At 68.4% G+C, this 11,704-nt stretch carries 8 protein-coding genes and 1 tRNA gene; 1 reads left to right on the forward strand and 8 read right to left on the reverse strand.

Annotated features, from left to right (window positions below; translation table 11 throughout):
* Positions 1-146 precede the first annotated feature (146 nt).
* From VH571_RS00005 to pstC, 5 genes are all read right to left on the reverse strand, one after another.
* Positions 147-2,231 carry an Ig-like domain repeat protein gene (locus VH571_RS00005; protein WP_423262751.1) on the reverse strand — a complete coding sequence of 695 codons (2,085 nt, stop codon included), beginning with the start codon at positions 2,229-2,231 and terminating at the stop codon, positions 147-149.
* 163 nt (positions 2,232-2,394) lie between these two features.
* Complete coding sequence (locus VH571_RS00010) at positions 2,395-4,983, reverse strand: hypothetical protein (RefSeq protein ID WP_423262752.1); 2,589 nt, start codon at positions 4,981-4,983, stop codon at positions 2,395-2,397.
* A complete protein-coding gene (gene pstS / locus VH571_RS00015) occupies positions 4,980-6,680 on the reverse strand; it encodes a phosphate ABC transporter substrate-binding protein PstS (RefSeq protein WP_423262753.1) in 1,701 nt (566 codons plus the stop codon). The genes VH571_RS00010 and pstS overlap by 4 nt, the downstream gene beginning before the upstream one ends.
* On the reverse strand, positions 6,667-7,905 hold the full coding sequence (gene pstA / locus VH571_RS00020) for a phosphate ABC transporter permease PstA (protein WP_423262754.1): 1,239 nt from the start codon (positions 7,903-7,905) through the stop codon (positions 6,667-6,669). Before pstA ends, pstS begins: the two co-directional genes overlap by 14 nt.
* Positions 7,905-8,882, reverse strand: coding sequence for a phosphate ABC transporter permease subunit PstC (gene pstC / locus VH571_RS00025; RefSeq protein ID WP_055959534.1), 978 nt, complete (start codon positions 8,880-8,882; stop codon positions 7,905-7,907). Before pstC ends, pstA begins: the two co-directional genes overlap by 1 nt.
* Before the next feature lie 296 nt (positions 8,883-9,178).
* Between pstC and VH571_RS00030 the strand changes: the two genes are divergently transcribed.
* The gene (locus VH571_RS00030; protein WP_055959536.1) at positions 9,179-9,418 is read left to right on the forward strand and encodes a hypothetical protein; all 240 of its coding nucleotides are present in this window, start codon (positions 9,179-9,181) and stop codon (positions 9,416-9,418) included.
* A 342-nt stretch (positions 9,419-9,760) separates the two neighbouring features.
* Here the strand turns inward: VH571_RS00030 and VH571_RS00035 are convergent.
* The 3 genes from VH571_RS00035 to VH571_RS00045 all read right to left on the reverse strand — a co-directional run bounded on the left by VH571_RS00035 (position 9,761) and on the right by VH571_RS00045 (position 11,704).
* Positions 9,761-9,833, reverse strand: a tRNA-Thr gene (locus tag VH571_RS00035).
* Positions 9,834-9,872: 39 nt separating this feature from the next.
* A complete protein-coding gene (locus tag VH571_RS00040; RefSeq protein WP_423262755.1) occupies positions 9,873-10,541 on the reverse strand; it encodes a TetR/AcrR family transcriptional regulator in 669 nt (222 codons plus the stop codon).
* 14 nt (positions 10,542-10,555) lie between these two features.
* A complete protein-coding gene (locus VH571_RS00045) occupies positions 10,556-11,704 on the reverse strand; it encodes a DNA polymerase III subunit delta' (RefSeq protein ID WP_055959540.1) in 1,149 nt (382 codons plus the stop codon).

The following is an 11,704-nucleotide window of genomic DNA, read 5'->3' on the forward strand; positions in this document are numbered from 1 at the left end:
GGAGGTGGATCGGGCGTCGCTGGTCGCGGACGGCGCTGATCTGCGAGACGCCGGCGAACTGGGCGACGAAGCCGACCGCGAGCAGGCCGACGACGATGACGGCCGAGCCCGAGCGGTCGCACGAGGCGACCGGCCCGCAGGGGGTGCTACTTGACGATCTTCACGGAGACCGACTTGGCGGCGGTCTTCCAGATCGAGCTGCCGCTGTACTTGACGGTCAGCTTGTGGGTGCCGACCTTGAGCTTCGGCAGCGTGACCGAGAGCTTGCCGCTCTTCAGCGCCTTCTTCGCCACGAGGGTCTTGGTGCCCTCCTTGACCGTGATGGTGCCGGTCGCCGTCGACTTCGAGACGGCCACCTTGACGGTGAGCGCGGCGCCCTTGGTCGAGTGCGTGGTCGCGACCTTGTTGGTCGTGATCGTTGCTGCACCCTTGGCGACCTTCACGGTCTTCGCCGCGCTGGTCGACGCCTTCACCGCGGTCGTGGCCGGGGTGTAGGAGGCGGACAGCGAGTAGCTCGCCTTGAGCGGCACGAACTTCAGCGACGCCTTGGTCGATCCGGCGGCAACCTTCGCGGTCGCGAGGACGGTCTTGCCGGAGCTCAGCAGCTTGACGGTTCCGCCCTGGGCGTCCACGCCTTTGACTGTCGCGGTGACCGTCGTCGACTTGCCGGCGGTCTCGGCGGGAGCCGAGAACGTCACGGAGGAGGCGGTGGCCCCGGCAGCGGCGTCGACGGAGGCCGGCGCGCTCGTGGAGGCGACGATACCGGCGAGCGCGGGCACGAACACGGCGGTGACGTCCTGCTTGCCCGCGGCCGTGAGCGGAACCGCTGCGGTGACGCTGGTGGCACCGGCCTTGATCGCGGCGGTCTTGGCGACCTTTCCGGCGATCGCGAAGTTGACCGTGCCGCCCTGGTCACCGTTCGAGGTGACCGTGGCGGTGGCCGAGACGGTGCTGCCCTGCGTGCCCGTGGCGGGAACGCTGAGCGTGGTCGAGCTGGCCGAAGCGGTGAACGCGCGGAGGCCGTCGTACCCGCAGGTGGTGGCGGCGCTGGTGCCGGGCTCGGGGAGGAAGCCGTACTTGGTGATGACGGCCGTCTGCGTGCAGACGAGCGACGACTTGCCGATGAAAGTCTTCGAGATGTCGCTCGTGGGATCGTCGGCCAGCTTCGACGGCACGATGTTGTAGACGTCGCGGACCATGGCGCCGTAGGCGGCGTTGGTCGCGTAGTCGGTGCCGCTGCCGGTGACGGGAGCGACCTGGCCGGTGGCCGTCTTGCTCAGCGCAGCGAGGGTGACCCCGCTGCGGCGGTCGGTGACGCCCGAGACCTTGTTGGCCTGGGCGACCCACTGGCTGATCGAGAACGGCGCGATCGCGATCGTGTTTCCGCTGGTCTCGTCGGCGATGGCCTTGCCGTTGTGCTCCTCGATCGGTGCGCCGGCCGACGTGTCTTTGATCCAGTCGTGCGTGGCGACGTAGCCGCTCGCGTCGGTGATGCCGACCTGACCGGCGAAGTACGAGCGCGTGCCCGAGCCGAACTTGGGCAGAAGGGGCTGGAGCTTGTAGGCGGTGGTTCCGGTCGGAGCAGCGTCCGCCGTCTTCCCCACCGAGTTGTAGCTTCCGTCGGCGTTCATGTAGGCGAAGCGCACGTCACCCGCGTAGATGCGGTACAGCGAGGGAGCGTTGACGGCATCCGCGTTGCTGCCGACGAAGAGGGGGACCTTGGCGAGCACGGGGTTCGAGTACGCGACGTCGACGGCGTCCCGCGCGAAGGGCACGTAGGTGACGACGCCCGAGGCGTTCTGGTCGGAGGCGCCGGGGCCGCCGGAGGAGCGGGCGAAGTCGATCTTGCCGGCGACGTCCGGGGTGGTAATCGTGGCGCTCGTGCCGTCGGAGAGGGCGATGCCCGACTTCGAGCCGAGGGCACCGATGGCGACGAGCAGCTCGTCGCGGCCGGCGCCGGAGCCGGAGACGCGCGGGATGGCGGTCGCACCTTTGCGCGTGATGATCTGAGCGGCGCCCTGGTTGGCGTCGTAGGAGGCGATCTTGCCGGAGCCGATCGAGGTGGCGAGGCCGTTCACGACGTCCTGCGTGGTGTCGGACCCGAGGCCGACGAGGGTGCCGAACGAGCCGACGGGGGTGGGGTCCGCCATGGCGGGGACGGCGATGCCGCCGACGAGCAGGGCGGCGGCGCCGAGGGCGACTCCGGCCTTGCAGAAGGTGGTGACCTTCATGGTGGGTGGTCCTTTCGTGGTGGGCCCGCCCGAGTGCCTCATAGCGCTCGTGTTCGGGTCGATCATGAAGCTAGGAGATGTGGAGGGTGATGTGAGGAGTTTTTGTGTTAACAGTTGCCATACGGTCAGCGAGCAGTTGCCGACAACTCTCGAGGAGTTCTCATTAGCCGCCGAGCAGAGCGAGCCGTCTGCCCCAGCGCGCGAGCAACGGCCCGGCGATGAGGGCGGGCACACCGAATCCGAGAGCTCCGACAAGCCCGAGTCGCCCACGCCCGAGCAGGGTGTCGGGAGTTGTCCCCGACGGCCCGGCCGCATCCGGATCCTGAGCCACCGCGACAGCGGTTCCCCCGGTATCGGTCGAGCTCTCGTCGGTGACTGCCGCGGACGAGTCGCCGAGATCGGCGGTGCCCTGGGGGGTCTCGTCGACGGTTGCTGCGGGCTGTGAGCTCTCGGTCGTGGTCGGCGCAGCCGGTGCGGCGCTCGGCGGCGTGGCGGCCTTCGGGCACTCCGCGGTCACAGTGGCCGGAGTCGAGATCGCCTTCGCCGTCGCGACCGCCTGGGCGGTCAGCGTCGCACTCAGCGGCACGTAGCCCCGCGGCAGCTGCCCGCGGTCGTCGCCTGATACCTGGCCCGCGCCCACCCCGTAGCGGATGAACTTCGCGTAGTCGCTCAGCTCGGCTGTGGATGCGGCACAGACATTAACCGCGGCATAGCTGAGCATCGTCAGCGGGTAGGCCCCCGGCGTCTTCGCCACGGCATCGGTCGCGACCACACCGGGCACGCTCGTGGTCTTCATCGCAGCCACGGCAGCCGTGACCGAGTCGCTCGTCGGCGCCAGAGCCTCGCCGTTGGCGTTCACGAGCTTCGCTGTCGACAGCCCGTAGCGCTCCGCCGACGCCGAGTCGGTGATCGAGAGCAGGAACCGGTGGCCGGGCACCTGCGGACCGGTCGAGGTGTAGCCCTTCGGCTGACCGAACGGGTTCCAGGAGTCTTTCTCGTTGGGGTCGGCGCGCAGGGTGCGATAGGCACCCTCGTGCATGTCGTTCATGTACGGACGCATGTCGAGCGTGCCGTAGCCGGTCTCGTCCGGGTCGCCGCCCTTCGCGATGGTGAGGTCGGTCTTCGGAAACGAGTCGAGGGTCGCGTCGGTCGCCAGGTTCAGCTTCGAATACGAGGGGTTCATCTTCATGCCCCACGGGTCGGCCGAGCCCGAGAGGAAGGCCTTCGCGTCGGGGTCGGCGCGCAGCCAGCTCCACACCGCGGAGGAGGCGTCCGACGACCCGAGCGCGACCATGAGGCCGGCCGGCGAGTTGTCGCTCGTCGACTTCGTGAACGCGGGGTTCAGCTGCACGAATTCGGGATCCTGGATGATGCTCGCCGGATTCGCCTCCAGCGTGGCATCGCCCTTGCCGAGACCCGGAACGTCGATGGGATACGACTGCGTCAGCAGCTTGGCGACGAGCCGCGCGTTCAACGTCAGATCGGTGGCTTGGAGCCCGTTGCGGTCGGCCGCCGGGGCGTCCGGATAGAGCCGGTAGTCGATGTCGAACGCGACGACGATCGAGCTCTGGGCCACCGGTGCGTAGCGGATGGTCGTTCCCGTCGTCGTGGCCGGATCGAGCGGGCCGTCTACGACGCCCAGCCGGGAGGCTCCCGTGATGGTCGAGACGATCTGTCGGCGCGACTCGGCGTCACCGATCTGCGAGTAGCCATAGGTGGTGCCGAGGCGGCACAGCGCCGGCTGCCACGAGGTGAGCGCTTCGAGCACGGGCTCCGAGCCGACGAGTCGCTGCTCCGGGTTGCCGATCGGGCAGGCCTGCGAGACCGGCTGGAATGACAGCTTCACGACGACGCGGTTCTTCCATGCGGTCGTCGACAGGGGCGAGCCCGAGATGCGGCCGGACGCCGTCTCGGTCTGAGGGCTGCCGTCGAGGTTGTGCGTGCCGCGGGGCACGATCACGAGCCAGCACGCCCGCGGCGCTGTTCCGGTCGCCGTCTTCTGGTCGGCCCCGCAGCCGAGCTGGGGCGCGTCGAGGCTCGACTGGGTCTCGAACTGCACCTGGCCCGAGCCGTTCGCAGCGGTGCGGGCGGCGGTCACCTCGTTCGTCGTCGACGCGTCGTAGATCTTCGAGAGATCGCCCGTCGACTTCGCGAGCGTGCCGTCGACGCTCCGGAACGGCACCCGGTAGGCCTTGAGGTTCGGGTTCTCGAGCGGCGGGTCGAGCAGATAATCAGGATCCGCGGCATCGCCCCTCAGCACCGGGTCCATGGCGGGGTCGTCGCCCCGCACCAGGTCACGCTTGGCGGTATTCACGCCGAGCAGGCTGCTCAGCGCCGTCGAGGGCGCGCCCCACTCGCATTGCTCGGGCGAGGGTCCGGAGGCCTCGTCGCCCCAGCACTGCATCAGCTGCACGTAGTCGTTGGCGTACTCGCCCTGCGAGGTCTCGTGACCGCCCTTCCAGGTCACCGTGACGGCCTGGTCGAGGAGGTTGGCCGTCTGGCTGACGGTGAACGAGAGGTCTTTGAACGAGTCGAGGTCGGGGTTGCCGCCCGCCTCGGTGGTGTTGTCGGTCTGCCCGAGCGCGGTCTGGGCCTCGACCCAGCTGACCGTCTTCGCCGAGTCGGAGCCGGTCGGCACAGCGGTCGCGGCGGCGGGGATCGACGACACGAAGAGGGCAGCCGACGCCGTCACGACGACGACGCCGAAGGCCATGACGCCGTTGCCGACGCGGACGAGGGTGCGGTTTCTCATCGACGGCCTCGCTTCTTTGCGACGGCGATGCCGATGGCCGCGGGCACGAACACGAGCGCCAGGAGCGCCGCCACCGAGCCGATCATCAACCACTGTTTCGAGCCGAAGCCCGTTCCGGCGTCACTCTCGACCGGGAGGGCGACCACGTTCGAGCACACTCCCGAGTCGGCGTCGCACGAGACGAGGGTGCCCTGGCCGGTCGCTCCGGCGGAGGAGGCGCTGCCGGACCCCGATCCGGACGCCGTGCCGTCGGATCCTGCTCCCGACGAATCGGAGCCCGATGACGAGCCGGACGACGAGGATCCCGCCGACGACGAGCCGGATCCTGCCTTCCCTGCCGTCGACTTGGTCGTACCCGACCCGCCGCCGGAGGCGTTCGCGCTGGTCGGCGTCGAGACCGCCTTCGCACCGCCCGTGCCGACCGTGCACTGCGTGACGCCGATCTTGTCGCAGGCCGAGGGCTGCGGGGCGTTCTTGGCCAGGGTGTTCGTGCCGTCTTTGGAGAAGGTCGGGTTGTTGCAGTTCTTGACGTCGATCGCCTTCGAAACGGTGCCGGGAATCCGTTTGACCTGGCTGAGACCCGCGTTCACGAGGTTGATCGGCAGGGGCGAGTAGCCGAGCACCTCGGCCTGCTGCTGCCCCTCGCAGAGGAAGTAGTTCGCGAAGGTGCTGAGGCTCTTGCCCTTGTCTTTCGTGAAGCTGCGCGACGACGAGATCTCGGTTGGAATGATCATGTACGAGTACGACGACAGCGGATAGGCGCGGTGGTCCGGGTTGTTGTAGACGCCGGTCAGGATCTGCGTGAGGTACTGCGCCGAACCCTTGTCTTGGTTGATCTTCGCTCCGAGCAGCCCGACGGCGACGTTGGAGGCGGTCGGCTCGACGTAGTAGCCCGACTTGTTCAAGATCTTGGCGACCGGGAAGCCGGTCTTGAGGGCGTACGAGTACTCGACGTAGGTGATCGTGCCGACGTTCGCCTTCTGGGCGACGTAGCCCGAGACACCCTGCGAGTTCGGCTGCGCGATGAAGCCCTTGCCGGGAATGGTCGGGTAGTTAGACGTCACACCGCACGGGGTGGGCCGCCCGGCCGCGGCGCAGTAGCTGTTCCAGTCGGCGGGGTGCTCCTGGCTCATCCAGGTGGAGAACTGCGCCGTCGAGCCGGAGCCGTCGGAACGCACCACCGGCACGATGTTCCGCTTCGGCAGGTCGAGGCCCGGGTTGTCTTTCTTGATGGCCTTGTCGTTCCAGCTCGTGATCTTGCCGGTGAAGATCTTGATGACGACGTCGCCCGACAGCCGCAGGTTCGTCACCTGCTTGCCGCCCGACGTGAGGTTGTACATGAACGCCGTACCACCCGCGACGATCGGCATGTAGGCGTAGCCGACCGTCGGTGCCGAGTCGACGACGCCGCCGTCTTTGATGCCGTAGGGGATCTCCGACACGGCGTAGTCGACGGTGCCGTTCTTGAATTGGTTGCGGCCGTCCGACGAGCCCGTGCTGGCGTAGTTCACCTTCAGCCCGTACTGCTGCACGTTCACCGCCCACTGCGCGATCGCGTTCGAGCTCCACGACGAGCCGGCGCCCGAAATGGCCTTGTAGGTATCGGCCTGGGCAGCCGACGGGGTCATCGCGAGCAGCGCGGCCGCGGCGACGACGCCGATCAGGAGGGCGGCGACGGAGCGCTTAGGAGAGATCACGGGTGGTGTCCTTCGAGGGGCGGGTGCTGCGGGGGCGGAGGCGGGCAGAGACGGGGAGCCGTGCGGCTGCGGCCCGGATCCTGAGCAGGAAGTCGCGGCGGCTCTCGCGACGCGCAACCGTCTCGCCGCCGATCAGACGGGCGATGACGAAGAGCACCAGCACGAGAAGCATCAGCACGATCGCCGTGCCGAAGCCGCGGGCGATCATGGTCGGCTCGGGTGACTTGACGAACTCGAAGATCGCCAGCGGAAGCGAGAGCATCGGACCGTGGAGCGGGTCGAGATTGAGGCCCGCAGTAAAGCCCGAGGTGAGCAGGACGGGCGAGGTCTCGCCGATTCCGCGAGCCGTCGCGAGGATGATCGCCGTGATCAGCCCCGAACGCGACGTCGGAATCACCACCCGCCAGACGGTCTGCCACTGCCCCGCGCCGAGCCCGAGCGACGCCTCCTTGAGCGTCGCGGGCACGAGACGCAGCACGACGTCGGCCGAGCGGATCATGATCGGCAGCATCATCACACTGATGGCGAGCGAGGCGGCGAAGCCCGACTTGTCGACGCCCAGGAAGAGGATCACGCTCGCGTAGATGAACAGGCCGGCCACGATCGACGGCAGCGCCGTCATGGCCTCGACGATGGTGCGCACGAACCGGGAGAACGGCCCGGGGATCTCGCCGAGGAAGAGCGCCGTCGTCAGGCCGAGCGGGATCGTGATGATCAGCGCGATGGTGATCTGAATCAAGGATCCGGCGACGGCGTGCAGCACACCGCCCTGTGTCAGCGGATCGAGCGGCCCCGTCAGCGCCATGTCCTGGGTGAAGAAGTTGAGATGGGGAATCGCCTTCGCGCCCCGCACGAAGCTGAACACGACGACGAAGACGAGAGTCGCGATGACGAGGAACGCGAGGCTGTGCACGACGGCCGCGATCAACCGGTCGCGAACCACGGCGGCACTCTCGTCGATCGCGACGAGCAACGCGTAGAAGCCCAGGAACAGCACGTAGCCGACCACGACGAATGCGATGCCGCCGGTCAGCGGGGCGATCCAGGAGAACAGCACGATCGTGACGCTGAGCGAGGCGATGGCCGCACCCGCCATTGCAAGCACGTCGCTGATGCGGACGCCGATGGTACGGCGCACCTCCGGACGGGCCCGCTCGTCACGGCGCGACTCCCGAGCCGGCAGCTCGGTCTCCGGCTGGGCCGGTGCTTCGAGGAGGTCGGTCATCAGCTGCTCGCCCCCGATCGCGATCGGGCGACGACCGCGGACGCGGCGAAGTTGATGCACAGCGTCATCAAGAAGAGCGTGAGCCCGGCAGCCATGAGGGCCGAGGTGCCGAATGGGGTCGCCTCGCCGTAGCGCAGCGCGATCAGCGACGACACCGAGCTCGCACCGGCCTGAAGAATGTGCGGCTGGATCACGAAGATCGGCGAGATGATCATGTAGACGGCGATGGTCTCGCCGAGCGCGCGGCCGAGCCCCAGCATGGTCCCGCCTATGATGCCGCCCCGGCCGAACGGCAGCACGACCGAGCGGATCATTCCCCACTTCGTCGAGCCGAGGGCCAGTGCCCCCTCCCGCTCCCCCAGCGGCGCCTGCAAGAAGACCTCGCGCATGATCGAGGTGATGATCGGCGTGATCATCAGAGCGACGACGATGCCCGCGATGAACGTCGACGACGTGTAGACGGTGGGGCTCGCCAGCGGATCCTTAAGGTCTGTTCCGTCGACCCGGAAGAGGGGGATCCACCCGAAGTACTGCGAGATCCACTTCGACACGGGCGTGATCTGCCCCTGCAAGAAGAAGAAGCCCCAGAGGCCGTAGACGACGCTCGGGATCGCGGCCATCAGGTCGACCAGGCCGATCAGGAAGCCCCGGACGCGGATGGGCGCGTACTCGGTGATGTAGAGCGCCGTGCCGAGAGCGAGCGGCACGGCGAAGAAGATCGCGACCAGTGCGATGAGGATCGTGCCGACCAACACGGCGGCGATGCCGAACTTGCCAGCGTCGGGCTCCCAGGCCTGCTCGGTGAAGAAGCTGAACTTCGCGACGCCGATCGCCTGCGCGGCGCGAAAGGCGAGGAACAGGCCGACGAGCGACATGATCGCGAGCACGGTGACACCGCCGGCATGGGCGGCGAGCCGGAACCGGAGGTCAGCGGGGTCGCGCACGACGCTCAGGAGACGGGGGGAATCGGTTGACACGGTGTCCTTCGAGGTGCGGCGCCGCCGGCGAGGCCGGGACGGCGGTGGGTCGTCCCGGGCTCATTCGCTCCGCTGCCGGGGCGTCCTCCCGGGGACGCCTAAACCTGGCAGTTCGATAAGGATCCGATGGGGATCAACTGATGACGTCGGCCCGTCCCGATGGTGAACAGTCGGTGTTTTGGGGGACCAACGGCGCTATTGCGGGGTACGTCGCACGGTGAGGGGTACGCGTCCGGCTCGCCGCAGGCCCGCGCGGTGAAACCTAATTTGAGCGTCGGTCGCTTTAGGCTCTGGGCATGGAACACCGGCGCAACCCGTACTCGACCGTGCTCATGGTCTTCGCCCTTCTCGGCTTGGTCGGAGGTGGCGCACTGCTGGTCATCGCCGGGCTTGCGAGCACCGACAACGTCGCGGCCCAGCTCCTTCTCAGCTCGATTGGCCTCGTGTCGCTGGGTATCGGGGCACTCTTCTTCATTCTCTGGCTGGCGGTCAGCGCCATCGCGTGGGCCATCTTCGCGGCGGCCACTCGCCTCTAGGCGTCCGGGCGCGCTAGACCCTCGGGTTCGGCGTCCGCGGCGGTCCTAGGCCCGTCGCCGTGGCCGACCGCGAGGGTTTGTGCCGGATCCTTGCTCGCAGTTCGGCCGCGGCGCCCGGGCCTTCACCCTGCGATTTCGGGCAATTGGGCCGCTTTCGAGCCGCCAAGCCCGGTTTTCGTATGCTGAGGGCCCGCGTCTCTGGCGGGGCCCGGCGAATCTCCGCCTCCCGCGTCTCCGCGGCGAGCGAAGCGACGCCGCACACGGCGAGAGCCGCCAGACAAGCACGAAACACCGACAGCGGGGAGCGCCCCGAAGGGGCTGCGAACACGGTACAGGGAGGTGAGCCGCCTGTCGGAATCGAACCGACGACCTTCTCATTACGAGTGAGACGCTCTACCGACTGAGCTAAGGCGGCGTGGTTTCGGGGGTTAGCCCGAACGCACAGTCAGATACATTACCCGATCGCGGGGCTCTGCCGTGACCACAGGGTGCCGAGGGCTTGGAAGCTCGCGTCGAGTTGCGCGCGCAGGCTCTTTTCGGGGTTGTCGTCGCGCGCCGGGGTGACTGCGGGGTCGATCCAGGCGGTCCAGGCGTGGCGGAGGGTCGCCATGACGACGAGGGAGGCGAGGCCCGCTTCTGCGCGGAGCGCCGCAGGGTCGGCGGCGAGGCCCGGGTCGTCGACGGCGAAGCGGCGTTCGAGAAGGTCAAGCAGCTGCGCTTCGAATTCGTGCAGCCCGGCACTGCGCCGTGCAAAAAGCTCGGGGTGGTCGCGGAGCACGGCTCGGCGCCAGTGCACGAGCTCGCGGTCGGTGACGAGCACCTCCATGGCGCGCTCGACGAGGTCGACGAGGTCGGCCAGCAGGCGGTCGCGCCCTCCCCCGGCGACGAAGTGGTCGATCTCGGGGCCGTCGGGGATGTGCGGCGGGTCGCCGACAACCGCTTCTTCTTTCGACGGGAAGTAGTTGAAGAAGGTGCGCGGCGACACGTCGGCCTCCCGACCGATCATGTCGACGGTGACGGCGTCGTAGCCGTTGTCGCGGACGAGTCGCAGCACTGCGACCTGGATGGCTCGACGTGTCGCGAGTCGTTTGCGTTCGCGGAGTCCGGGTTGTGCTTCGGGCATGTGCCTATCTTTGCTTACCGGACGGCGTGGCGGCTGACAGCGATCAGCATGGCCTCGAGCACGAGGGCCGGCGACACGTTGCGGTCGACCCGGGTGCGGGCCGTGCTGATCGCATCGAGCACCTTCAGGGTGGTCGCCGGGGTCGAGGCTCCGGCGGCGCTTTCGAGGGCCGGGCGGATGCTGTCGTTGATCGGCTCCCCCGCGGCTCCCAGCTGCAGCAGCAGCACGTCGCGGTAGAGCGAGAGCAAATCGACGAGGATCCGGTCGAGCCCGTCATGCAGCCCCCGTTTCGCGCGACGCTTCTGGTCGTCTTCCATCGCCCGCAGCTGTGCGCGCAGTGCTGGCGGCACTGTGCCGCCCTCGGCGACGCCGAGCGATCGGAGTGCCGCTTTGCGTTCTTCTTCGTCGTGCTCGGCCGTGAACGATTTGGCGTCTTCGCCGGCGACCGCGAGAAGGGTCGCCGCGGCGATCACGGCGTCGGAGGTCGACCGGATCGAGAGGGCTGTCTCGAGGGTCTGGCGGCGACGGGCACGCGCTTCAGGATCCGTGGCCAGACGCCGCGCCATCCCGATGTGGCTTTGGGCCTCCCGGGCGGCCACGACCGCCGTCTCGGGGTCGACGCCGTCTCGGTCGCGAAGCAGCGCCGCCACGTCGTCGATGGAGGGCACGCGCAGGCCGAGGCTCCGGACCCGAGACCGGATGGTCGGCAGCAGGTCGGCCTCGCTCGGGGCGCAGAGGATCCACACGGTCGACACGGGTGGCTCTTCGAGCGCTTTGAGCAGCACGTTCGACGAGTGCTCGCTCATGCGGTCGGCGTCTTCGACGACGACGACGCGGTAGCGGCCGACGCTCGGCGAGTAGTACGACGCTTTGACGAGTTCGCGCACCTGGTCGATGGTGATGATGACGAGCTCGGTGGCGAGCACGGCCAGGTCGGGGTGCGAGCGAGCCTGCACCTGCCGTAGAGTCGCGTCTTCGTCGTCGGGGCCTCGGGAGAGAAGCGCCGCCGCGAAGGCGTAGGCGAGGTTGGAGCGGCCGGATCCTGGGGGGCCCGTGATCAGCCAGGAGTGCGCCATGGCCCGGTTGCCCGGATCGTGGCTGGCTGCGGCCTGCAGCGTGCGGATGGCCTCGTTTTGGCCGGTGAGGTTGCTCCAGACGCCCAT

The organism is Frondihabitans sp. 4ASC-45 (assembly GCF_049472575.1).
In the GTDB taxonomy this organism is placed as follows: Bacteria; Actinomycetota; Actinomycetes; order Actinomycetales; family Microbacteriaceae; genus Frondihabitans.

What these genes read in the sequence shown, in the direction of transcription:
- VH571_RS00010 (WP_423262752.1), bottom strand. Translation starts at nt 4,983, where the DNA reads ATGAGAAACCGCACCCTCGTCCGCGTCGGCAACGGCGTCATGGCCTTC.
- VH571_RS00005 (WP_423262751.1), bottom strand. Translation starts at nt 2,231, where the DNA reads ATGAAGGTCACCACCTTCTGCAAGGCCGGAGTCGCCCTCGGCGCCGCC.
- VH571_RS00045 (WP_055959540.1), bottom strand. Translation starts at nt 11,704, where the DNA reads ATGGGCGTCTGGAGCAACCTCACCGGCCAAAACGAGGCCATCCGCACG.
- VH571_RS00040 (WP_423262755.1), bottom strand. Translation starts at nt 10,541, where the DNA reads ATGCCCGAAGCACAACCCGGACTCCGCGAACGCAAACGACTCGCGACA.
- VH571_RS00030 (WP_055959536.1), top strand. Translation starts at nt 9,179, where the DNA reads ATGGAACACCGGCGCAACCCGTACTCGACCGTGCTCATGGTCTTCGCC.
- pstA (WP_423262754.1), bottom strand. Translation starts at nt 7,905, where the DNA reads ATGACCGACCTCCTCGAAGCACCGGCCCAGCCGGAGACCGAGCTGCCG.